This window comes from Pseudomonas sp. KH_046_1 (assembly GCF_057839025.1).
On sequence record NZ_CM174481.1, the window covers coordinates 2,220,706 to 2,242,435 of the forward strand.

Consider the following 21,730-nt stretch of genomic DNA (forward strand, 5'->3'; position numbering starts at 1 on the left):
ATGAAATTCAGTGAACAATGGCTGCGTGGCTGGGTTAGCCCGCAGGTAAGTCGCGACGAGCTGGTTGCTCGTCTGTCGATGGCCGGTCTTGAGGTCGATAGCGTTACGCCGGCCGCCGGTGTTTTCAGTGGCGTGGTCGTTGGCGAGGTGCTGAGCACCGAGCAGCACCCGGACGCCGACAAATTGCGCGTGTGCCAGGTCAGCAACGGTTCGGAAACCTTCCAGGTTGTTTGCGGTGCGCCAAACGTGCGCGCGGGCCTGAAGATTCCTTTCGCCATGATCGGCGCCGAGCTGCCAGGCGACTTCAAGATCAAGAAGGCCAAGCTGCGTGGCGTTGAGTCCAACGGCATGCTGTGCTCGCAATCCGAGCTGCAGGTCGGTGAAGGTAATGACGGTCTGATGGAGCTGCCGGTCGATGCGCCGGTAGGCAAGGATTTCCGCGTTTATCTGGACCTGGAAGACGCCAGCATCGAGGTCGATCTGACCCCGAACCGTGGTGACTGCCTGTCCCTGGCCGGTCTGGCCCGTGAAGTCGGCGCGCTGTACGCCGCTCCTGTGGTCCGTCCGGTGGTGGCTTCGGTTCCTGCCGCGCACGACGAAGTGCGTTCGGTAGAAGTGCTGGCGCCCGCCGCTTGCCCGCGCTACCTCGGTCGTGTGATCCGTAACGTCGACCTGTCCAGGCCTACGCCGCTGTGGATGGTTGAGCGCCTGCGTCGTGCCGATGTGCGCAGCATCGATGCTGCCGTCGACATCACCAACTACGTGATGCTGGAACTGGGTCAGCCGCTGCACGCCTTCGATCTCGCCGAAATCAACGGTGGCATCCGTGTGCGCATGGCCGAAGAGGGCGAGAAGCTGGTGCTGCTCGACGGTCAGGAAGTCAGCCTGCGTAGCGATACGCTGGTGATTGCCGACCACTCCCGCGCACTGGCAATCGCCGGTGTCATGGGTGGCGAGCACAGCGGTGTTTCCGCGACCACCCGTGATGTGTTCCTGGAAAGCGCTTTCTTCGACCAGATCGCCGTAGCAGGCAAGGCCCGTTCCTATGGCCTGCACACCGATGCATCGCATCGCTATGAGCGTGGCGTGGACTGGCAACTGGCCCGCGAAGCCATGGAGCGCGCGACTGGCTTGCTGCTGGAAATCACCGGTGGTGAAGCGGGTCCGATCATCGAGACCGTCAGCGAACAGCACCTGCCGAAAATTGCGCCGGTCACTTTGCGCGCGCAGCGCATTACCCAGATGCTGGGTATGGAAATGGATTCGGCCGAAGTGGAGCGTCTGCTCAATGCCTTGGGCCTGACCATTACTGCCGACGGGGCAGGGCAGTGGCGTGTAGAAGTGCCAAGCCATCGCTTCGATATCAGCCTGGAAGTCGACCTGATCGAAGAACTGGCACGCCTGTATGGCTACAACCGTTTGCCGGTTCGTTACCCGCAAGCGCGTCTGGCGCCGCAAGCCAAGGCAGAAGCCCGTAGCGACCTGCCTGAACTGCGCCGCCTGCTGGTTGCCCGTGGGTATCAGGAAGCAATTACCTACAGCTTCATCGATCCGAAACAGTTCGAACTGTTTAATCCGGGTGTGGAGCCGTTGCTGCTGGCCAATCCGATCTCCAATGACATGGCTGCCATGCGTTCGTCGCTGTGGCCGGGTCTGGTCAAGGCGCTTCAGCACAACCTGAACCGTCAGCAGGATCGCGTGCGTCTGTTTGAAAGCGGCCTGCGTTTCGTTGGTCAGCTTGAAGGTTTGAAGCAAGAGCCGATGTTGGCGGGTGTTGTTTGCGGCAGCCGCCTGCCGGAAGGCTGGGCGCAGGGTCGCGATACCGTCGACTTCTTCGACGTCAAGGCTGACGTGGAATCGGTGCTGGGCTTCGCCGGTGCTCTGGATACGTTCACTTTCGTGCCGGGCAAGCACCCAGCGCTGCACCCGGGTCAAACCGCGCGCATCGAGCGTGACGGTCGTCTGGTCGGCTTCATTGGCGCGATCCACCCTGAATTGTCGAAAACCCTCGGTCTCGACCGTCCGGTCTTCGTCTTCGAATTGGTTCTGGCGGAAGTGGCTTCGGGCAAAATGCCTAAATTCCACGAGTTATCGCGCTTTCCTGAAGTGCGTCGTGACCTTGCACTGATTGCGCACAAAGACGTTGCAGCCACGGCTGTACTGGACGTAATCCGTGAAAATGCAGGCGAATGGCTGACAGACCTCAGGCTATTTGACGTGTATCAGGGTAAAGGCATTGATCCTGATAGAAAAAGCCTTGCAGTCGGCTTGACCTGGCAGCATCCATCGCGCACTCTTAATGACGATGAGGTGAATACCGCAACGCAAAACATCCTCACCTCGCTCGAACAAAGGTTGAACGCCACGTTAAGGAAGTGACGTATGGGGGCTCTGACGAAAGCTGAGATGGCGGAACGTCTGTATGAAGAGCTGGGCCTGAACAAACGGGAGGCCAAGGAATTGGTCGAACTGTTTTTTGAAGAAATCAGGCACGCTCTTGAAGACAACGAACAAGTCAAATTGTCCGGTTTCGGCAATTTCGACCTTCGGGACAAACGCCAGCGGCCTGGCCGCAATCCGAAAACGGGGGAAGAAATCCCGATCACGGCTCGCCGTGTGGTCACCTTTCGTCCAGGGCAGAAGTTGAAGGCCCGAGTTGAGGCTTATGCTGGAACCAAGTCATAACGACGAGCTCCCCGTCATCCCGGGCAAACGCTACTTCACCATTGGTGAAGTCAGCGAGCTGTGTGCGGTAAAACCGCACGTGCTGCGCTACTGGGAGCAGGAGTTTCCTCAACTCAACCCTGTCAAACGCCGCGGAAACCGCCGGTATTATCAGCGCCAGGACGTGCTGATGATCCGGCAGATCCGCGCGCTTCTCTACGATCAAGGGTTCACCATCGGCGGAGCGCGCCTGCGCTTGTCCGGCGATGAAGCCAAAGACGACACTACCCAATACAAGCAAATGATCCGCCAGATGATCGCCGAGCTCGAAGATGTTCTGGTGGTACTCAAGAAATAAATTCCTGCTTTTAAATACTTCCAGTTTTCAAAAGCTTGCGATATATTCTTGAGCGTTCCTCGAGATGAGGAACAGGTTTCACGCCTAGTCGGGGCGTAGCGCAGTCCGGTAGCGCACTAGCATGGGGTGCTAGGGGTCGAGTGTTCGAATCACTCCGTCCCGACCATTATTCCTGAGTAAAATCAGACACTTAAGCCGATCAGATGGATCGGCTTTTTTGTGCCTGCGCAAAACCCGCGCAAAACTAGCGCAAAACTACCCGGTGATTTCGCTGATATTCAGGTCCGGAATCGCCTCGGACCAGATGACTTCCTCGTGGTCGCGTTGGTAGTTTTTGGTCATGCCCTCGCTTGCATGACCTGCAATTTTCTGCCCGTCCTTTCCAGCTTTCTTGTACAGGTGCAGTGACAGTGCTCGCACTTCGTGAAAGCCCGGCATCTCTTCTTCCTTCCATCCGGCGTAACAGTTCGCCGCCTCCCTGGCTTCCTTAAAAGCACGCGTCAAATACCTTTCCTCAACCTTCGTCCAGTGGTCCTTGGTCTGCGCCTGCTTCTGTTTTCGGCGATCAGGCTTTCGGTGCACTAGGTAGGGCGATACGACATCGTCACGGCAGCGGCTGATGACCGCCTGCAACTCGGGCGTCACGCGAAAGCGGATCCACGCCGCGTCACTGGCTTTCGCCGTCTTCTTTTGTACTAGGTATAAGAATCCCTCACGAACGCCGTCAAAACGCATATCGAGAATGTCGGTGCGGCGCTGTGCAGTGATCAGGGCAAGGTCGATTGCGTTCTGCAACCACGCTGGCGCTTTCTCCCTGATGGCTTTCAGACCCTCTACGGTGTGCCGCTTGCGCTGCTTCCTCTCGATGCGATTGATTGTGCTCGCGGCTGGATTGTCTGGGCACAACCCCTTCGCAGCGGCATGGTTGAAAATATCGATCAGTAGGGCCCGGCACTGGTTCGCAGTGCGCGGTGTGAGCGCGTCCAGCATCTCCGCAATCATGCGGATCGTGACCTGGTCCACGGCCTTGCCATCGAACTGCTTGCGGAAGCGTCGGAAGTGCACGGCGTACAAGCCTAGGGTGCCCTTGGCTAGTTCACGCGGCGGCAGGACATCTCGCTCGTAAGTGTCGAGGAAGCCGGCGAACGATTCTGAGGGGTTGTTCATTACGGCGCCGACAAGGTCGGCACCGCGCATGAACTCAAGGTTCAGCTGCTTCGCGGCATCAATCGCTTTGAGGCGGTCGGCACCGAAAGGAAACCACTTCCCGTCGGTAGGCCGCCGGTAGCGATAGGTCGAGCGCCGCGCGTCATAGTACAGATTCTGCGGAAGTCCCTTGTTCGCAGGGTTGCGCGGCCGTGGCACCATCATGCAGCTCCTTTCAATACCATTGCGACCAGGTCATTGCCGTTCGATCGGCTGAATGCGGCCCAGTCAACGTACCAGAGTTTGCCGATCTGCTCGCCGGGCACCATTCCGTTCCTGATATGGTTGCGGATAGCCTGCGGGCATTGGGGCGTGCCGCCTTCGCCCCAGCGCCGGCGCTGAAACTCGCTGATCTTGATCAGTTCTTTTTTCATTGGATGCTCCATGCCGCGCGTGGCGGTGGAAGAGGGTGATAGGGGTTATGTAGTGCCGAATAAGTCGAGCTGGTCAGACTCGACCTTCTGCTCTAGCTGATGGGCGACTTGATCCTCGATGCGAGTCCGGGCGATCGCGGTGCAGTGCTCGTCGATCTCTCAACCTATGAGCTGGAAGTCTTCATATGGAGTCACTTTGCTGGCGTTGCCCAATTCCATGAAATGATCTCCAGACGCCTAAGGCGACACAGCGCGGATCTGAAAGAATCTAATTTGTTATTCGGATGTCTGGTTAACTTGAGAGTTTACTGAGATGATTAGCAGTCGCCTTAGCTGCGAAGACGTTATGATCATTTGGCTAGATTATTTATTTGCAGGAATATTTTGTGAAAATAAATCCGAAAAAAAAGCCTTCAGAGTATCCTATCGAAAGATACGTGGAAATCTGTGAGGCGCTTGGTTATAAAATAGATGATACGGAGAAAGATTCTATCTATTTCTATGCGCCAGATGGATTTATGTATTATTTGGCTCGGGAAGAAACTGGTGCGCACTTTGTAAGCGTAAGTTTGCGCGTCGGGGTAGATGATTCAATATCGCTAGATAAGCAGGTCGAAGTTGAGCGCTATGTTAATTCTGAGTTTAAGTTGGTTAAGTGCTACTACGAGGTAGGTGCAATAGTTCTGGCGTGTGAAGGTTTTGATACAGGGATAGATGAATGTAGATCTTTTATTGAGTATGCAGTTTCGGCCACTAATTACGCATTCAACGATGCCACTGAAAAATTTCCTGATTCGGTGTAGCTGTGGATAAGGATATCGCTCTTCCTAACGGTCGTTTCTCAGCTCTTTTTGCGGCTGCTATCGGTTCGGTTATGGTGTTTTTTGTTAACCGAGCAGAAGCAGATTCGCTAACAAAATTACTGGTGTACTTTATTCCTGCCTTGACTCTCCTGATGTCATCGGTCTCGGCAGAGATGGAAGATATGCTAGTACTTAAGTGGAGACTCTTTAGGTCAAATTTTTCAGTAAAGGATTTTTTGGAGCATTGCGATAGAATGCTTGCTGACAATAGCCTTAATGATGCTCAGCGCGAACAAATTGTGGCGCATAGAAATCAATTGCGATTCAATGCTCTAGAGTCCGCATATGATAATATCAATAAATCCCTGAGTGGCTCAGGTATGAAGCAAGCTCCCTTAAGGAAGCCTGCAATAAAAGCCACAAATAGAAAAAAACCTGCTGCCACTCAGGATGTCTAAAGATCTTTGATCTTTCGCCAGTTTGGCTTTTCCTGTCCGTCCATGTTGGCGGGCTTGAGCAGTGAGTGGGGTCTTCAGGTTTTTTTTATCGCCGCCAGCGTTGCGCCATGTCATTGTTCAGGCGTTCGCTTGGCCGGCGGTAAAGGCAGAAGTCTATCGCCACCACATAACCGTTTTCGCATTCCAGAAAGATATCTGGTATTCACGCCGGCCTGCCCGCGCGGCTCATCGAAATGGTGGGTCTATTTTGTTCTGATAACCCACCGCCTCCCCGTCATTAGTTCCAGAATTGCGCGCACCATCGGGGCCGAGAACAAATCGGCGCGTTCCGCTATTTCAGACATGACTTCGTCCTTGCCGCTAAAGCGGCTTACTTTGAAGGGGGAGGGAGTTTCAGAGAGGTGGGGTACAGATGTACTCCTTTTGGGTCGATGGACTGCGCCGATCATTGTTTGAAAAAAGCTAGCGCAATCCCCCCGATCCCGGTTCAGGAAGCACTTGGGGCTACCTGAACCTGAGAATTTCAAATGAAAAAGCTGATGGAAGAACTCGTGACCCAATTGCTCATAGACCAATTGATGAAGGCCGTATACCACCTGGCTGAATGGCTTTTTGCCTTTCCTTGGGAATTGCTCTATGCATGATCTAAGCCGCGAGGCGCTGGTAGAGTTCGATGATGTCGGCGGCGTTGGCGGCGACCAGTGCCTCGGCTTCATCCGGACAGACACTGTTACCGATCAGCCGGACTTGGTCCGTCTTGTTGATGTCGCGCCATTCTTCGACGCCGGTGACCGGGTCGACGAATAGCCCGCGGTCAATGATGTAATCCTTGTCGAAACCCTGCGCAGCCTTCAGCTCTGGCGGCTGCAGCATGCGCAAGGTGATATCCACCAACACATAGCCGCCGACCATGACTAGGTCGGCCGGATCTTTGAAGTGCTCCGGCAGATGTTCGTGCATGAAAGCGGCACAGCGGCGGGCGCCTTCCATCTGTTCCTGCGTTAGCGTGTCCGGCACCTGCACGACTTCGACCAGCGCAACCCGGTCTTTCGTCGGCAGGGTGTGCATTGGCTCGGTCAGCGAAATGCCGTCCTTCTCGTTGCCGTAGTACTTCACCAGGTAGGCGTTCACCAGTCGCTGGTTGGCGCCCGATTGGCAGATGGTCGAGATCGGGTCGCATGCCGATCGGCCGTCGCCTTTGTAGAAGCCGTCATTGGCTTGCTCGAAGAGCGCAGCTGATACCGCATGATACCCGGTACTGGTTGCTATCATGCTGATCGGTCCGGCAACGTCGGCGCCGACAGAGCCGACAGAGCCGACAGAGCCTTTCCGCAATGTCACCATGTTCGCGGCGGCCATTGCAAAGTGCCCACCCTTCACCTGTGCCACTTGAGTTCGCAGCGGCTCTTGTGCGCTGAAGTTGCGCTGTGAAGATCCGTTGGCGCACTCGGTGAGGAGCGGCGCCGCTACAGGCTGCACCAGTGCATGATGCGTGCCGCCGGCGCTGATGGTCGATAACGCCTCGTCGACGCCATGGGTGCTGGTGTGTGCTTCCGATGTTCCGCGCATCGGCACAATGAACGGCTTCGCGCTGGTCAGCACATGGCGCCAGCAGCCCTTGGCGACGCGGCGCATGGTGTTCACGGCCATCGGCTTGTCACGGAAGATCGTGCGGCCAAGATTGCTCCAGTCGATGCACTCGGCAGCAGTGCGCCAAGGCTGCTGCTTTGCCGTCGGCACTTTGTGGCGCGTTGGCGCTGGCCAGACGATCGGCTTGCCGTCACTGCGTGCCACTAGGTAGAGGCGTTTGCGTATCGTCGGGGTACCTGCGTTGGCCGCAATGCGTTCGCGCCATTCGACGTTGTAGCCAAGGCCGCGCACCAGACTTTCTACCGGCACAAACTCGCCGATCGATTGCAGTATCTCCGGCATGTCCGGGTGATCGGCCGCCAGCCCGGTGCTAAGTGCGGCAATGAATGACTTGAAGGTGCGCCCACGCTCGGCCTTGATCGGTTGGCCGTCTTCGTCAATTGGACCCCAGTCGCAGAACTCTTCGACGTTCTCCAGGAACATCAGGCGCGGCCGGGTGGCGTGTGCCCATCTCACCACTACCCAAGCCAGGCCACGAACACCGCGGTCGCGCGGCGCGCCACCCTTGGCCTTGCTGTGGTGGCGGCAGTCTGGTGATGCCCAGAGAATGCCCACTGGTTGGCCACCCGTGGCGTGGATTGGATCAACCTCGAACACGTCGGCAACGTAGTGCGCTGTTTCTGGGTGGTTGGCTCGGTGTACGGCCAACGCGATTGGGTTGTGGTTTACCGCGACATCTGGCTCCCGGTACGCCCGGGCAATGCCGGTGCTAGCGCCGCCGCCACCGGCGAACAGATCCACCACCAATTCTTTCTGGAAGGGCAGGCCCATGCTTGGCTGGCTATGGATGAACTGGTGTTTCTTCTGTTGTGCGGACATAGGAGTGCCTCGTCGCCGAACGGCTACAGTGTTTTATGGTCAGGGTGGAGGAATGCGTGATGCTGAAAGGTGCAGAGAATTCGGAGCGGATTGCTGAGTTTTACGAGTACATCCAGGACGGCGAGGTCAAAGAGGCTTTCGCCTTGCTGGTTGGAACTTTCACTTGCCTGAAAGGTGTTTCTTGCAGGGTGACCTCACAGAAAGTCCGATCTATTGCGGTCGACCTAGATGGGAAGTGGTGCTTTTCGATCATGCCTTCCCGCAAGAAGTTGGTTTTCCAGTGGCGCCCGCCCGTGATCAAGATGAAGCGGTATAAGAAGGACAGGTTGAAGGCTCAGTTCCCCGACAGCTTCATTGATGACTCGCACAAAGCCGATGATGAGCATTGGGCTATAAAGGTTAAATCGCTCGATGATGCACTACTGCTCCTTTTGATCCTTGGTCTCAACTGATCCTCGCCGGCTGGCGTGATTCGTTGAAGTGGGGTATTTGTGCTGCCTCACAAAGGAGGCGGTATGGATACGAACAAGCTGCTCAAACTCTTGATAGCTACCAATCTGATTACGCTGGCCTTAGCTGGCGCGTCCGTATACTTCGCCATGGAGGCCCGGGATTTTGCTGATTACGCTTACTCGGAAGCAGTGTCTGCCAGCAAATCCGCGAGCAACATCGAATACATACTCAGCCGTCGATGAGCCAACATTGCCGCCCTCCGTGACCGGATGCGACATTGGGGCAGAAAATTGATAAAGTACTAAATATTCATAACAGAATCGTGCGTAATAAGTTGGAGTAGTAATATGGAAGCAAACCAGATTGTCCAGGACTACAACTCTAAGCGAGAGATTTACGATAATTTTGCCGCCACAGTAAGTAATCTCCTGGCTAGGTTGATTAGTGCAGAGGGGATTGCAGTTCACTCAATCGCGCATAGATGCAAAACTGCTAGTAGTTTGAAAGAAAAGGTGGAAAGAAAAAGATCCTATTCTAGTCTGAGTGATATTACTGATTTGGCTGGGGTGCGACTAATTACGCATTATGAAGATGATGTGGATAAGATAGCTAAAATAATTGAGTCAGAGTTCTTAATTGATGATGAGAATACTATCGATAAAAGGAAGTCGCTGGAGCCTGAGAAGTTTGGGTATCTTTCGTTGCATTATGTGCTTAAGTTGCGCCCTGATAGGCTTGCACTAAAGGAGTATAGTGTATTTGAGTCAATGAAGGCAGAGATTCAAGTTAGGTCGATACTTCAGCATACTTGGGCGGAAATAGAGCATGATACTGGATATAAGTCGGAGATAGAGGTTCCTAGGCATATACGCAGAAGATTTTCTCGGCTAGCCGGATTGTTGGAGATAGCCGATCAGGAATTTATTGGTATACGCAATGACTTAAATGAGTACTCAAGCTCCGTTGCGTTGCTTGTGGAGTCAGCGCAGGAAAATAATGTAGGGGATGATCCTGATGAGAAGCTGATGCTTGACAAAATTTCTCTAGAGAAATTTGTTGAGCTGGATGTTCAGCTCAGGAAGTTGGAGCTAAGAGCTGCTTCAGATTTAGGGGCGACTATTGATGGTGAAATGATTTTCGATTCTAAAGATATCGCGCGATTCAATAAATTGGGGGTTCGCAGTCTTGCTGAGCTAAAGAGGAGTTTGTTGGGTGAAGTGGAGCTGATTAATTTTAGAGTTGTACAAATTAAAAAGAACTTCGAAAGATTGAGGTTTGAAGCTAGCCTTCAGCATGGGTTTTTGCTGTATGTTTTGATGCATGTGTTGATTATGCGGAATTTTCTTGAAGAACCGATCGAAAGTGTCATGGAGGAGTTTGATTTTAATATGACTCCAGAGTTCTTGGAGCATTTGGAGGAACTGCGAGCGGAAATTATTAAGCAAAGGCCTTACGCTTCATGAGTCAGGGTGCAAATCTTAATATAGTTGTCACGGCGATCACGTCTGAGCTGCGCCTAGCTTTCCTCCAGATCATCCGCGCCACGGTTTCGTTTATCTGCACTTTGTGGCGCGGACTTTGAACCTCTTGATATGACAGAGTCGGCCCGAGTACATGAGCGTTCAAAGTCAGGTTTTCACCGATTCGTTAATTTCCTCGATGGCGTTTTCGACCATCAACTCAGAAAACTTCTGTTTTGCTTCTGGCCTGAATTGGTGCCGCAATTCCTTCTCGTCGTACTCGATCCGTTTCGCGCCAGCCTTCGCAGATCGTTCTTGTCCACTCTTGGCTATTGCCTGCCTCCTCAATTCCGTGGGCCGGTAGATCCAGCCATGTCTGTCGTCGGCGCTGGCGCACCTGGTTGCTGATGAGTCTCATGCTGCCCTCTGCTGATTCCAGACACCCACGGCGTCGAACACTCGGGCGGCCTGCTCTTCAGTCAGCGATATTTCGGCGGGAATGGCGATCCAGCTCGAAGCGACCCGATGATTCGGATTGCTCTCGGCAACCAGGTCCTTGTAGGTTTCCTCGATCACGTCTTCGAGGTGCGCGGCCAGATAGTTGCCTTGGGGGGCAACCTCTACTGATTTAGTGTAGCGGTGCCCTCGTTGATCGCGACACTGGACGCTGAGGTAGATCGTCCAGCGGTGAGCAAAGTCGCAGACCGCGTCCGCGATGCGCTGGCCGGGCGGGATGCTCTTGCAGCTCTTCCAGTTGATCATGCCCTGGCGGCCGCTGGGATCGATGTTCACCACCGCGACGTGGTTGGTGCTGAGCAGTGCCCGGCACGATCGCTCGACCCGGGCACGCATGTTGTTGGGCTTGCGCTTGCTCATAGTGAGTCCGCCATTTTGCGTAACGCCTGCCGCTGCGCCCAATTCAAGCCTTTGGGTTTGCGCTTGAGCACGGTTTCGGGATCGATTTTCTGTGAGCGGGGAGGCGGTAGCGGATTGCGCGGCGGGCTTCTCAGTTGGGCGATCTGCCCGCCGGCTGCCAGGTACTGGGCGATCCGGTCATTGATTGATTCAGTGCTTTGTCGCTGCTGCTCGATGAGGTTGAGGTGGTTGCTAATCATGCTGACTCCCTCGTTGTGTTCACATCCTTCCGGATTTTCTTTGCGGCGACCAAGCCAGACTTGAGACTGTCGAATCCGTGCATGATCAGCCTCCTAACCGATAGGCTTGCGCTCGAGTTTTGTCCGCAACCTCATCAACCATGCGATTCAGTTCCAGGTTGAACTGAACCAGCTCTTTGTGAAGGTTGGCGATGTAGCCTTCGTCGCGGTAAATCGTCTCGATGTAGAGCTGACACTCTTCATCTTGACGAGAATCGAACGACAGAAAGTCCCACCATTTTCGTCCCGTAACGAACATGCAACCTTGGACCTGTGGCATGTGTTCCTCGGGCATGCCTTCGAGCCAAGTCTTGACGTGTATCGCCTCATTGAAGGGGCACTTTGACTCGGTTCCACCGTCATCGTTGATCAGGCCGTCTGGCGAGCAGCCGAGCCAGTCGTACTTCGGGTGGACGATGAACTCTGACGGTATGACGATGTTGCCGGTCAACATCTCGTAGGCGTCCTGAGCCTTCTGTTCTTCGGTGTGGCCCCACTTCATGGAAGCGCTGCTGACGTTGTGCTTGGACTTCTTTGCCAGTCGCTCGAAGCACAGTTCGCGCATGTATGAGGTACGCGCGCCCATAGGCTCGCGCTTTCCATTTTTGTCAGGCTTCCCCCAAGCAATCACATCTTTAAACCGGCTGGCTGTCACTCGGCCAGATCGGTCTGCATGCCATTTTTCAGTGCCCTGAAGTTCCGTTCTCATTACGCCGCTTCCTCGGCCTGAGACAGGTTGTCGTTGGTGCCAGTCAAATCGGTAAAGTCGCCATCAACGGTTGCTGCCATGTTCTTGAGTGCTTCGTGGCACTCCAGGCCGATCGCTGCGCGCTGCTTAGGCTTGAGACCTGCCCAGGCTGTCGCATAGGCTTCGATGTCCTGCCGTTTTGCGACGACCAAAAGGTCTGCGAATACTCCGTCGACTTCCGGCGATGGGGATTTCGGGCCGAACGACACACCAGCAGCGGCAGCGGTGTTTGAAGCCTGCTTCGCAGGGGTGATATCGATTTCGCCGCCGTACGAGTCTTCGAATTCATCGGGTGTATAGACGCCGAGGATGACGTCAGGGCAGAAGAGTCGCGCCCATTTTTTAGTCACCAAGTAGGCGATTTGCTGCTTGGGGTCCTCCGCCCAAAGCGTAGAGTTCCGCGTGCGGACCTGGGTAAGCAGAAGTTCCAGAATGCGCGGCTCGTCTTCGCCTTTGAAGGTTGCCCAGACCCTGATCCCGAGACCTCTCTCATCGTCAAAGCCCCAGGCCGGAACGCGGTACTTCTTGAACTCGCCAGTGTCCTCGTCCTTCTTGGTCTTGCTGGTGACTTCGCGCATTTTGCCAATGACGTTTTCCCAAGTGCCGAACCACTCGAAGTTCAAGCGACCCTTGACTGGTGCCTTGGCGGTGATCACTGCGTTGACGAGCTGCGCCTCATAGCTCAATGCACCGCCGTTGACGATGAACGTCTTCTGCGCAACAGCGAATGGGTTCATCTGCCACTGCATTGCTTGTAGCACCACCGCCATGCAGTCAGCTTGATTGCCCTTCAGATGCTTGGGGACTGTTGTCACGCCCTTCGACATCATCAGCGCGAGGTCACTCATCGACTTCATGGTGCCTGGATCGAGAATGAGCGCTGCCGCGTTGTGCGATGGATCGTGGTACGTGGCGAGGCCGGTTGGTGTTTGGGTGTCTGAATCGGTCATTGCGCTCTCCGTGGCCGACAAGGAGTGGGTCGACCTTTAGATGGAAAGGGTGGTTAGAAGCGGATGGCACGAAGCCAAGCGCGAGCAGTGTCGAGGTCCACGTCGAAGCCCAGGGCTACAACCTCGACAATGTCGTCAACCGATGGCGCGGTCGTAGTCACATCGTCGGATTCAGCGGCGATCGCATGTGCGCTGACCTGTGCGACCTCGACCTTCTCTGTATCCACGGGCACAGCTACTGAAGTGGTTGGAGCGGGTGCGGAAGCCTGGGCGCGCAGGCGGGCCAGTTCCTCCTGGTCACGCTGATACTGGGCGTCGCGCTCACGCTGTTGGCGTTGCTGTGCTTCCATGTCGCGGCGCTGCTGATCCAGCTCGTCCTGCTGTTGCTTCAAGCGCTTGCGGTCCTCCTCGGCGCGCTGCTTACGCAGCTCCTCAGCTTCAGCGTCGGCAATGCGTTGCTTCTCGCGCAACTCGTCGAGTTCTTTCTGCTGGGCCAGCAGCTTGGCGGCAGCCTCTTCTCGTTCAACGGCAGATTTGTGTAACGTTTCAAGCTGATCAATGGCGTTGTCGCGAGCGATGGTGCCTTCAGCTTCGAACTCGGCATATTCTTCGGGCAGGATCACCGATTCCTTGACGCCTTGCAGAATGCTTGCGACATCTGCAGCGCTACGGCTTGCGTATGCGGCAGCGACGGAACTGAATCGGGTTATCTTCGCCCGGATGGCTTCGACACGTTCAGCTTCGACACGCTCGCGCTCGGCTTTGGCGTCAGCTACACGCTTTTCTTCGGCCTTGATTGCTTCGTCAACAGGCGCCTCGATCGCCAAGACTCGATCCTTCAGCGCCTCGCCGAATTCCTTAACCTGATTGACGCGAGCCTGGGCATCCTTGACCTTCTGCTGATAGGGAATCAGCGCCGTCTTGGTGGTGTTCGCTAGGGCATAGCGCACGTCGCGGATATCGACGCGAACCTCTTTTGCATTCGCCAAGCCTTCGCTGGTCGAGCAATCAACGACCAGCTTTCCGTAAGTGGTCTCCAGACGAACGATCTGCTCCTCGTGCGGCCGATATTCGGCGATGTCGGTGACGGCAACCGCAGGGACTACAGGTGTTTGTGCGTCGTCGGTTTCGCTCATTTTGAGCGATTCTTGTGTGAGTGCTTGTTTAGTATTTGCGGACATGACAATTCCTTGCCGCGCGGTGCGCAGTCTTGAAGGGTGTGGGGGTTATTGAGTGACGCAATCAGCAAGGGCGCTGAGCAGTATCAGGAAAGCGAAGACGGTGATGGCGGGAAAGGAACCGCGCCAGATGAACAGGCGTTTTGCCCGCTGCCGCTGAGTCACGACAACTGCGCGATGAGCATACCGCGCCGAGACTGGATCTTGATGCGGGTTGGCAGATCAGCGACCAGAAAAAAGCCCTGTCGGTGCAGGGCTTCGGTCATTGCTTTGGCGTTGCGGGCGATGATGGTCATGCTGCGACTCCCTGTTTGATCGATGCGTTGTAGGTGGCGTAGATCTGGTCGATTCGCGCCCTGTAGTGCCGGTGCTCGGCTTCACTGATGACGCGCAGCAGGAAGGCCAGGGTGATGACCGATGTCGCTGCTGAGCTGGCGTTGGGTTTGCCGAGGTCGCGGATCATGTTGTCGATCTCGCCCTCGATCCAGTTGACCGCCGTCTGGTGGTCGCGCTGTTCAGCGTTCATGTGCGCCTCCGCTGGGCGGGCAGACCATTTCCATTTTCGCCATGGCCAGGCCAATGCGCCGCTTGAGGCTCTTGCGCTCTTCCAGCAAGCGAGCTTCCCGATCGGCCAGCGCCTGGGTCCGGATCTGCTCGGCAGCCTCATAGTCGTGAAGCTCTTCGGGCTGCGATTTCTTCTCGCGCCCCCAAGCGTCGTAGCGCCTGTCCCACTCTCGGGCCTGCGCACTGTCTGCGTAGCTGGTTGCCATGGTCACCTCCAAGAGTGGCGGGTGTTGATCCAACAAAACTCGGCTGCACTCATCCATTCCGCTGGTTGCCATTGGGCGCGGAGGGGAGTGCATGCGGGTGGTGTCGGGGGAGGGCCGCTTACGGCGGCAAGTCGGCTTGCTTGTGGCTCACTGCAAGCAGGTGTTTCGACTCCCTAGTGAGATAGGGCTGCCATTCCTTGCTGCCGATACCCGACAAGGCTGGTCGAGAAATCATCTAGCCAGCGCTAGTAACGCTGGCTTCACTGATCGGCTCTGTGGGTTGACGCAGGTGGGCGGTTATAGGCCGCAGTTTCGTCCGCATCGGCCAACACCATCGGCAGGAGACTCCGCTGACCGGGATCTCACAAACCCTTGCGTAGATTGTTCAGGTCTTCGCTAGGGCACCGGCACTATCGTCCGGGGCACAGCACGCAAGTCAGTTGCGTGGATGGTGCTGGCCGATGCGCTCTCGTCGAGAGGATCGGGCAGTTATCGTCAGGCTGACGTGGCGCTGGTTGTTCAGTCGAGGCCGGTTTCCGTTGGCGTGATTCGAACCATCATCGCCATCCGCTCGAACGTGGAGGCCAGCTCTTCGCGACGCGCTTTCGACTTCGGCAGCCAGAAGGTAACCGCACTGCGGTCGTCGTCTTCTGGCGGGTGGTGCAGCTTCTCGCTGCTGTGCAGGATCATTTGAACGGCGCTGTAGGTCAGCCCGGTGTTGCTGAGCTTTTGAATCTCAACTACTTCACTGGTCAGCTCTTGGCTGTACACGTTGATTCGCATGGTCGTACTCCGGTTGATTTCCCGTCTGGCCCTGTCGCCAAGGCCAGCCAGTGAAATCTGTTGTCCGCCCCCATGCTCGGCGCCGCGGTTTCCCCACCTGGCCGGCGTCACACATTTCGTGTTCGGTGTTCTTCGCCGGCTGGCTTGCATGGTTTGGCGTTCTCCCTTGTAGGGAGCCCGGCCAGTTCCAGAGCTGGCATGGAGATCGAAATTTGTGTTTCGCGCTGTACCCGTTGCCGGGGATCGATCCGCGAAGATTCCAAGCTGTTAAAGAGCGGCGGGTCTGTTGAGGCCCTGGCGCCTTCTTGTTCGTTGGCGACAAGGCAAATATGTACCAGTGGTTCACACTGGTCAAGTACCTAAAGTACATAATTTAAGAAAAGATGAACCAGCCTTGACGGTTTACCTTCTCGGAATACTCAGGCTATTATCCTGTTTGCTGGATATGCATACAGTATTTAGGGGGCGGTATGGCGAAGGTGCAGAAGCAGAAGAAGCCGGTGGAACGGCAGGAAATGACAGGGTTGGAAAAGCTTGGCCTGCGCGTTTCCTCGATGATCAATCACCCGGTTGCGCAGGCTCAGCGCTGGGTAACGATTCACCGCTTGGACATGGATGGTGATCGCGAGTGGGAGGAGGTTATGGGCTTGCTATCCGAAACAGACGGTATAGACCTGACATTCAACGACGATGAGTCGGTGACGCTGAGGTGGGAGGTGAGCGCGGATGAAGACCGTGTGATGGAGGTCGACAGCATGGAAGAGGTGGCTCCTTTCTAACGGACAACAAAAAGCCCGCGCTTGGCGGGCTCTCGGTATGGGGTCGAATCCTTTCGTCAGTTCAATCTGCGCTCCATTCTGTGAGCGTTTCGTGAAAAGCATGTCGCAGATACGAAAAAACCCGGCGTCGGCCGGGCTCTCTGTAGATGGGCCAAATCCCTTTGGCTGACTGCATTGTGCTGGGTAGGTGTGACGAATGTGTGACGAGGCAGATACGAAAAGCCCAGTGCTGGGCCACGATTGGCGAGGCGCTGGGAGATTAGCAATCGAAAACCAATGACTCTGCTAAAGTCGTTCCACTACTGCATTGGAGAAGGTTATGAAAGGAATTGCTGTTCTTGCTATCGCCACCGTGGTTCTGAGTGGGTGCGCAGGGTCTGTATGGAAAGCCACTGGCAGTACGGACAAGTTCACTGACCAAACCACGACCATGGTGACCACCGGGGACTATTCAGCGGGAACTTCAATCATCACCAGCTCGCTCAAGTTTTATCCGGTGGTAAGGAAGGAGGGCGGTGAAATCTATGTGGGGCTCATGTCAGGCGGCCGTTTCAAAATCCCCGTCGGCACTATTCAGCTAAGGATTGATCAGAACGACGCGTGGACGATCACTCCTCAGGAAACACCAATCTCAATGGTCACTGCGGCGCCGGAAATTGCGCTTGGATTGCCGGTCGAACAAGCAGAGATGATCAAGAAGGCCCAGGCTCAAAGCTTGGACAGTATTTACAAAATGATGAGCCCATACACTGTCACGGGTGGTGACAAAGCGAAGGAGATTCTGCGGCAGATGGTGACAGGTAAAACTCTTATCTATCGCACAGTCGGGATCAACCAAGCGGCTTCAACTACAGGCGAAATCGAACTGGACGATTCCTTGCATCAGTCGCTGAAATTGATCGGTATCAATCCATCGACGATCTGATTCCAGAATGAAAAAGCCCGGCGCTGGGCCGGGCTTTAGTCATCGCTTGGATACAACTTACTTGTCCCATCCAGTTTTGAAGTCGAGTGCGCGCATCATACTGAAGACATCACAGCACTGTGCGCCCAGTGATTTACACACGTCAGGGACCTTCCTATTTTGCCTTTGCGCTGAAGGCTTAGATGTTTCAAGAGAGACTACGCATCTATCAATAGGGCTGGATAATGCGTAGGAAATCAGAAATGGATCTCGCCCAATATAAGCGAGTTCATTTTCATTGAGATCTACGGCATACCCGTTATAAGTAACGTGCGCAACAGTTCCAGGGTCTACATTTTCTTGAAGCACTAGATTATTTTTAACCTCCGGCATTTTAAGCCAGCCAGTTAAAATATCTTCTTTGCCCGCCAAAATTTCTTCATAGATTTCGACGGGCATCTTTATGCGACCATTTTGGCTCTGATGCAAAAGCCATGACCACAGCTCTGGTACCATCGTTTGCGGATAATAAACACCGTGAGAGGTGATTAACGTGTTTGCATCCAGCAGGTAAAGCTTCCTATCAAGCGCCATTATAATGTGCCAACCAAGTTATAGACATTGGCGGGCTTTACGCCCAGTACTCTTCCGGCTTTTGTCGCCGTTAATGCGCCTTCGCGCATCGTTCGCTGGACAAGATTTACGATGGCCCCGCCGAGCTTATGCCGCCGAACAACGTAATAGCTTGGACCGCCAGATCCGTCTCGACCGTCTTTTTCTGCCGTTTTCTGAGCAGCCCACATTTCTCGGAATTTCTGAGAAAGGATAGTCCACGTTTCTTGCTGAATTACCCCAGAAGTTAGCAGCCTGTACGCGACCAAGGAGCTGCTGACATTTATGCTTCTCGCGAACCCGGAAATTTTATGAGTGAGAATATCTATGTTTTCTGCATGCCAATTCTGATTATTCAAATCAGCTGGCGGAAGTAATAAAAGACTCGCAATATCGTTGCAATACCGCTCGATTTTTTGTTCTGCGCGGCTCCCGCTTAAACCAGTGACCCCAATCAATATGTGCGCATATTCATGAAGGAGTGTAAAAGATCTGGCGGGTGGCGCGTCCTGATCGTTGATAACAATGAATGGGGCTATTTTGTCAGATAGTGCAAACCCCCTGAACGCTTCGACAGGTATGTTTGTATGGTGACTACCAAGGTTTCCAATGAGAAGAACAAACGTCCCCATTTCCTCAATTAGTTTTCTAAGATAAGCAAAAGCCTCCTCAGATTTTCCATAACGCCGAAACTGATTAATGTCGAAACCGATCAATTTACCCAGATAGTCAGAAACAGAAGCAGGCTCCAAGTCAGCTTTCACGCTGCCGACATAATCACGAGGGAAGGCTTCCTCAACATCTTGAAGGACATTTTTGATCAGATCTTGCCGCACATAAATATCGCGCACTAGCGCATCAAGGGGCCCTTTGCTTTCAATGCGGAGCTCTTCAGGGAGTGTGCGGAAATCTTCGCCTCGCTCTGCTTGAGCTGGAGGAGATGGCAGATAGAAAACAAGAAGCGGGCGACGATACACCCCAGCCATTTTTGCGATAAGCGTTCTGGAGGCCTCCTTTTCGCCTTCCTCGTAACGCCGGAGCATTTCAGAGCCAGGAACCTTGCTCCCACCAATAGCTAGAGCTTTGGCGGCCTTTTCTCTGCTAAGGCCGGCAGTCTCTCGTGCCCATACAAGCACTTCAGGGTTAATTCCCGGCATACATCACCGCTTCAGCTCCGTCTTCATTTGCGCAATCATCCATTATCACAGTAGCGGGTTTTGCAGGATACTGAACTTCTCTACCGTCTATCGCAAGTGCATTTGCCATGCTCTGCGTGGCTAATCAGCCTTTCCCCGCACAATACTTCCCGACTTCATCTCATCAGCGTAAGCCGTCAGCCGATGCTCATCAGTATGAAAAACGTAGCATAGCCTTGGCTTCAATGAAGAGTTTTAACCCTGCGACTTTCGCCAATCCTGATCCGGTCGAGTGCCCGGTTTAGAGAATCTAAGGCATCTAGAAGGGCTTTCGCCTCCGCCTCTCGGCCATCACCCCAAAGGCGTTCAGCCATCTTATTCAGGGCTTGGATAGAGCGCTCAATTTCGGCGGCAGTCGTTGCTGCTCTACTTTCCGTCGGTTTCTTCGTCATCGAGTAACCCGTTTGCAGGGCATTGCTTGTCTTTCAGTTTTGAGCGCGAATACATGACCCGCCAGCTCGCATGCCCTAGGACCGAGTGCCATTCGTCGATCCCTCAATCCGCCAAAGCAATTCTCAACGCTACCACCGCTTCAAGCAGCTTATTTGCTTGGGCTGAGACGGCTAAAGCCAGGTCTTCATCCCCTGCATCTCTAAGCGTTGCTGCCAAATCGAGCAGCTTCCCCACCTCAGCCTCAATGGTGCGGACGGATTCGCCAATCTGGTATCGAAGTGAGTGCGCCATTCCATCAACCCTCGCTCCAGATTATCTACAAATCACTCCCACGCGAGTTCCGCCGGATTATGGTGATAGCTCAGACCAGATGGGCGTTCCACACCAACAACACGCGCGCCTGGATGAATGTCATGTCTCGACGGATCATCCGATCCTTGTGCTTGGTGTTATCGGAAATCATCTCGAAGTGATCCTCATCAGCCACCTGCAGGCGTTTGATGTAGATGTGGTCATCCCATGAGAAGAGGTAAATCCCATCACCAGCGAACTCGCGAATGCTCACGTCAACAATCAGGGGGTCGCGATGCTTGATGGTGGGCTCCATGGATTGACCCCAGCCGGTGACCATCTTCAAGTGGTAGTGCTGATCGAACTCCACGCCGAGTTCGCGTAGGTGTCGCGGGCTGACCCTGACGTCCTTGAACATTTCTGGGTAGTCGGGTGGTATCTGACCGCCCCCCATGGCGCCCCGGATGTCGTAGTGCGCGATCCACACCTCATCGCCAACGAGTCCTGGGCGAGAGAAGTCAACCGTAATGACATTCGCAGCGCCCAGTTCAGATGCAGTCTCCTGCACCGCTTCGGCAATTTTTTGCCGGGCCTCATCGGAAAGATTTTTGCCATGCTTCGCAAGCATGTTGCGGACGATATCTGCAGATGATGCCGCGGCTATCTCAGCCGACCTTTCTTCCTGCACATCGCCGGCAGGTAAGGGGGCATCCCCAACTCCGTGTTGAAGCCATTCGATTTTCACACCAAGCGCATCCGCTATAGCGCTCATCTTGGCAGGTCCAGGCATGGACTCACCATTTAGCCACTTGCTGGAGGCCTTCGGCGTGACCTTGGCTATTTCGGCCAGTCGAGCGCCTGCGCCCCACTGATCAATGCCGTGGGTAGACAAGGCTTTTTTAAGCCGAATAACGAATGCCGCGCGAATATCTTCGATCTGAACCATAGGTTCAGCATCGCACGCCCTTGCATGTACTTTCAGTTCCGACATAATATGTACTGCAAGTTCATATTTGACTCGGAGGCCTTATGCGGCCGCTCAAGAAATCGATTGATGATGCCGGTGGTGTTTCTGCTGTGGCTTTGGCCTGCGGAAAGACCCCGAGAGCTATCTATAAGTGGCTTGTTGCCGACGCATTGCCGCGCACCGAGTACACCGGCGAAACCCAATACGCCCAAAAAATTGCCGAATTGGCCGCCATTAAAGGCAAGCCATTCGATTGCGCGTGGCTTCTTGCCGAGGCGCACCCGAAAAAATCAGCCGCTTAACCATTCCGTAAGCCAGGAGCATCGACCGCATGTACGCCAATCCCAAGCACCTCCATGACCGCGAGATCAAGGTCCGTGTTGATGAGGACACGTTTGATCTTATTCAAGCGCTGGCGAAATTCCATCGCACGCAGCGCGCAGTCCTTTGTCGGGAGCTCTTAGAGGCCCAGCTTGCCGCCTTGTCTTCTGAGGATACAGCTGAGCACAACGCGGCCTGAAGGCCCGAAGGAGGCCCCATGCCAATCGAACAGGTCGGCTTGGACCAGGCCCTGATGGATCAGCTGGAGCGTGAAGCAGAGAAGAGGGGGGTTACCCCCGAAGAGCTGGCTGCTGAGTTGATGCGTCGAGAACTGGCCAACCGAACCAAGCCCCGAAATCCGCGGGGAACCGTAGCACCTTTCCATCGAAAGGCCTGAGTAGGCCCTGATAAGACCAAATTTCAGGCACAAAAAAGCCAC

General features: G+C 54.7%; 30 protein-coding genes and 1 tRNA gene. 14 read left to right on the forward strand and 17 right to left on the reverse strand.

The window, feature by feature from the left end; translation table 11 throughout:
• The 4 genes from pheT (at position 1) to AC3IT9_RS10240 (ending at position 3,188) form a co-directional block, all read left to right on the forward strand.
• On the forward strand, positions 1-2,379 hold the full coding sequence (gene pheT, locus AC3IT9_RS10225; protein ID WP_489272869.1) for a phenylalanine--tRNA ligase subunit beta: 2,379 nt from the start codon (positions 1-3) through the stop codon (positions 2,377-2,379).
• Between the two features lie 3 nt (positions 2,380-2,382).
• Positions 2,383-2,685: an integration host factor subunit alpha gene (gene ihfA / locus AC3IT9_RS10230; protein ID WP_002553164.1), complete on the forward strand. Its 303-nt coding sequence runs from the start codon at positions 2,383-2,385 to the stop codon at positions 2,683-2,685.
• Positions 2,666-3,022 carry a MerR family transcriptional regulator gene (locus tag AC3IT9_RS10235; RefSeq protein WP_003179985.1) on the forward strand — a complete coding sequence of 119 codons (357 nt, stop codon included), beginning with the start codon at positions 2,666-2,668 and terminating at the stop codon, positions 3,020-3,022. The genes ihfA and AC3IT9_RS10235 overlap by 20 nt, the downstream gene beginning before the upstream one ends.
• A gap of 89 nt (positions 3,023-3,111) precedes the next feature.
• A tRNA-Pro gene (locus AC3IT9_RS10240) sits at positions 3,112-3,188 on the forward strand.
• An 89-nt stretch (positions 3,189-3,277) separates the two neighbouring features.
• Here the strand turns inward: AC3IT9_RS10240 and AC3IT9_RS10245 are convergent.
• The gene (locus AC3IT9_RS10245) at positions 3,278-4,390 is read right to left on the reverse strand and encodes a tyrosine-type recombinase/integrase (RefSeq protein WP_489273499.1); all 1,113 of its coding nucleotides are present in this window, start codon (positions 4,388-4,390) and stop codon (positions 3,278-3,280) included.
• Positions 4,390-4,602, reverse strand: coding sequence for a hypothetical protein (locus AC3IT9_RS10250; RefSeq protein ID WP_090318852.1), 213 nt, complete (start codon positions 4,600-4,602; stop codon positions 4,390-4,392). The genes AC3IT9_RS10245 and AC3IT9_RS10250 overlap by 1 nt, the downstream gene beginning before the upstream one ends.
• A 386-nt stretch (positions 4,603-4,988) precedes the next feature.
• Here AC3IT9_RS10250 and AC3IT9_RS10255 point away from each other — a divergent pair, with 386 nt between their 5' ends.
• Both AC3IT9_RS10255 and AC3IT9_RS10260 read left to right on the forward strand, forming a co-directional pair.
• On the forward strand, positions 4,989-5,405 hold the full coding sequence (locus tag AC3IT9_RS10255) for a hypothetical protein (protein ID WP_489272870.1): 417 nt from the start codon (positions 4,989-4,991) through the stop codon (positions 5,403-5,405).
• A gap of 2 nt (positions 5,406-5,407) precedes the next feature.
• Entirely contained in the window at positions 5,408-5,863 is a 456-nt protein-coding gene (locus AC3IT9_RS10260; protein WP_489272872.1) for a hypothetical protein, read from the forward strand.
• A gap of 645 nt (positions 5,864-6,508) precedes the next feature.
• Here the strand turns inward: AC3IT9_RS10260 and AC3IT9_RS10265 are convergent.
• Entirely contained in the window at positions 6,509-8,332 is a 1,824-nt protein-coding gene (locus tag AC3IT9_RS10265; protein ID WP_489272873.1) for a DNA cytosine methyltransferase, read from the reverse strand.
• A 59-nt stretch (positions 8,333-8,391) separates the two neighbouring features.
• Between AC3IT9_RS10265 and AC3IT9_RS10270 the strand changes: the two genes are divergently transcribed.
• The 3 genes from AC3IT9_RS10270 (at position 8,392) to AC3IT9_RS10280 (ending at position 10,248) form a co-directional block, all read left to right on the forward strand.
• Positions 8,392-8,784: a hypothetical protein gene (locus AC3IT9_RS10270; RefSeq protein ID WP_489272874.1), complete on the forward strand. Its 393-nt coding sequence runs from the start codon at positions 8,392-8,394 to the stop codon at positions 8,782-8,784.
• A 63-nt stretch (positions 8,785-8,847) separates the two neighbouring features.
• The gene (locus AC3IT9_RS10275; RefSeq protein WP_489272875.1) at positions 8,848-9,027 is read left to right on the forward strand and encodes a hypothetical protein; all 180 of its coding nucleotides are present in this window, start codon (positions 8,848-8,850) and stop codon (positions 9,025-9,027) included.
• 105 nt (positions 9,028-9,132) lie between these two features.
• Positions 9,133-10,248, forward strand: coding sequence for a GTP pyrophosphokinase (locus AC3IT9_RS10280; RefSeq protein ID WP_489272877.1), 1,116 nt, complete (start codon positions 9,133-9,135; stop codon positions 10,246-10,248).
• 411 nt (positions 10,249-10,659) lie between these two features.
• Here AC3IT9_RS10280 and AC3IT9_RS10285 read toward each other — a convergent pair whose 3' ends face one another.
• The 9 genes from AC3IT9_RS10285 to AC3IT9_RS10325 all read right to left on the reverse strand — a co-directional run bounded on the left by AC3IT9_RS10285 (position 10,660) and on the right by AC3IT9_RS10325 (position 15,828).
• Entirely contained in the window at positions 10,660-11,121 is a 462-nt protein-coding gene (locus AC3IT9_RS10285; RefSeq protein WP_489272878.1) for a hypothetical protein, read from the reverse strand.
• Positions 11,118-11,360: a hypothetical protein gene (locus tag AC3IT9_RS10290; protein WP_489272879.1), complete on the reverse strand. Its 243-nt coding sequence runs from the start codon at positions 11,358-11,360 to the stop codon at positions 11,118-11,120. The genes AC3IT9_RS10285 and AC3IT9_RS10290 overlap by 4 nt, the downstream gene beginning before the upstream one ends.
• A gap of 85 nt (positions 11,361-11,445) precedes the next feature.
• Positions 11,446-12,108 carry a lambda exonuclease family protein gene (locus tag AC3IT9_RS10295; RefSeq protein ID WP_489272881.1) on the reverse strand — a complete coding sequence of 221 codons (663 nt, stop codon included), beginning with the start codon at positions 12,106-12,108 and terminating at the stop codon, positions 11,446-11,448.
• Positions 12,108-13,097, reverse strand: a complete 990-nt coding sequence (locus AC3IT9_RS10300) for a RecT family recombinase (RefSeq protein WP_489272883.1) — start codon at positions 13,095-13,097, stop codon at positions 12,108-12,110. Before AC3IT9_RS10300 ends, AC3IT9_RS10295 begins: the two co-directional genes overlap by 1 nt.
• Before the next feature lie 53 nt (positions 13,098-13,150).
• The gene (locus AC3IT9_RS10305; RefSeq protein ID WP_489272885.1) at positions 13,151-14,278 is read right to left on the reverse strand and encodes a coiled-coil domain-containing protein; all 1,128 of its coding nucleotides are present in this window, start codon (positions 14,276-14,278) and stop codon (positions 13,151-13,153) included.
• Positions 14,279-14,436: 158 nt separating this feature from the next.
• A complete protein-coding gene (locus tag AC3IT9_RS10310) occupies positions 14,437-14,571 on the reverse strand; it encodes a hypothetical protein (RefSeq protein ID WP_414924193.1) in 135 nt (44 codons plus the stop codon).
• Positions 14,568-14,801, reverse strand: coding sequence for a hypothetical protein (locus AC3IT9_RS10315; RefSeq protein ID WP_489272887.1), 234 nt, complete (start codon positions 14,799-14,801; stop codon positions 14,568-14,570). Before AC3IT9_RS10315 ends, AC3IT9_RS10310 begins: the two co-directional genes overlap by 4 nt.
• A complete protein-coding gene (locus tag AC3IT9_RS10320) occupies positions 14,791-15,045 on the reverse strand; it encodes a hypothetical protein (protein ID WP_489272888.1) in 255 nt (84 codons plus the stop codon). The genes AC3IT9_RS10315 and AC3IT9_RS10320 overlap by 11 nt, the downstream gene beginning before the upstream one ends.
• A 519-nt stretch (positions 15,046-15,564) precedes the next feature.
• Complete coding sequence (locus AC3IT9_RS10325) at positions 15,565-15,828, reverse strand: hypothetical protein (protein WP_489272889.1); 264 nt, start codon at positions 15,826-15,828, stop codon at positions 15,565-15,567.
• A gap of 470 nt (positions 15,829-16,298) precedes the next feature.
• On the opposite strand from AC3IT9_RS10325, the gene AC3IT9_RS10330 reads away from it, so the two are divergent.
• On the forward strand, positions 16,299-16,607 hold the full coding sequence (locus tag AC3IT9_RS10330; protein WP_489272890.1) for a DUF1654 domain-containing protein: 309 nt from the start codon (positions 16,299-16,301) through the stop codon (positions 16,605-16,607).
• A gap of 319 nt (positions 16,608-16,926) precedes the next feature.
• The gene (locus tag AC3IT9_RS10335; RefSeq protein ID WP_489272892.1) at positions 16,927-17,532 is read left to right on the forward strand and encodes a hypothetical protein; all 606 of its coding nucleotides are present in this window, start codon (positions 16,927-16,929) and stop codon (positions 17,530-17,532) included.
• A 57-nt stretch (positions 17,533-17,589) separates the two neighbouring features.
• Here the strand turns inward: AC3IT9_RS10335 and AC3IT9_RS10340 are convergent, their stop codons facing one another.
• The 5 genes from AC3IT9_RS10340 to AC3IT9_RS10360 all read right to left on the reverse strand — a co-directional run bounded on the left by AC3IT9_RS10340 (position 17,590) and on the right by AC3IT9_RS10360 (position 20,949).
• The gene (locus tag AC3IT9_RS10340; RefSeq protein ID WP_489272893.1) at positions 17,590-18,105 is read right to left on the reverse strand and encodes a DUF4411 family protein; all 516 of its coding nucleotides are present in this window, start codon (positions 18,103-18,105) and stop codon (positions 17,590-17,592) included.
• Entirely contained in the window at positions 18,105-19,280 is a 1,176-nt protein-coding gene (locus AC3IT9_RS10345; protein WP_489272895.1) for an ImmA/IrrE family metallo-endopeptidase, read from the reverse strand. Before AC3IT9_RS10345 ends, AC3IT9_RS10340 begins: the two co-directional genes overlap by 1 nt.
• A gap of 221 nt (positions 19,281-19,501) precedes the next feature.
• Positions 19,502-19,711: a hypothetical protein gene (locus AC3IT9_RS10350; protein ID WP_489272897.1), complete on the reverse strand. Its 210-nt coding sequence runs from the start codon at positions 19,709-19,711 to the stop codon at positions 19,502-19,504.
• Positions 19,712-19,814: 103 nt separating this feature from the next.
• Positions 19,815-20,003 (reverse strand): hypothetical protein, encoded by a 189-nt coding sequence (locus AC3IT9_RS10355; protein ID WP_489272898.1) that lies wholly within the window; start codon positions 20,001-20,003, stop codon positions 19,815-19,817.
• A 70-nt stretch (positions 20,004-20,073) separates the two neighbouring features.
• Positions 20,074-20,949 (reverse strand): LexA family transcriptional regulator, encoded by an 876-nt coding sequence (locus AC3IT9_RS10360; protein ID WP_489272900.1) that lies wholly within the window; start codon positions 20,947-20,949, stop codon positions 20,074-20,076.
• An 83-nt stretch (positions 20,950-21,032) separates the two neighbouring features.
• On the opposite strand from AC3IT9_RS10360, the gene AC3IT9_RS10365 reads away from it, so the two are divergent.
• Genes AC3IT9_RS10365 through AC3IT9_RS10375 form a run of 3 tightly spaced genes read left to right on the forward strand, consistent with a single transcriptional unit; the run spans position 21,033 to position 21,688 of the window.
• On the forward strand, positions 21,033-21,272 hold the full coding sequence (locus AC3IT9_RS10365) for a helix-turn-helix domain-containing protein (protein WP_489272901.1): 240 nt from the start codon (positions 21,033-21,035) through the stop codon (positions 21,270-21,272).
• 29 nt (positions 21,273-21,301) lie between these two features.
• Complete coding sequence (locus AC3IT9_RS10370) at positions 21,302-21,490, forward strand: hypothetical protein (RefSeq protein ID WP_457265776.1); 189 nt, start codon at positions 21,302-21,304, stop codon at positions 21,488-21,490.
• An 18-nt stretch (positions 21,491-21,508) separates the two neighbouring features.
• A complete protein-coding gene (locus tag AC3IT9_RS10375) occupies positions 21,509-21,688 on the forward strand; it encodes a hypothetical protein (protein WP_457265775.1) in 180 nt (59 codons plus the stop codon).
• Positions 21,689-21,730 lie beyond the last annotated feature (42 nt).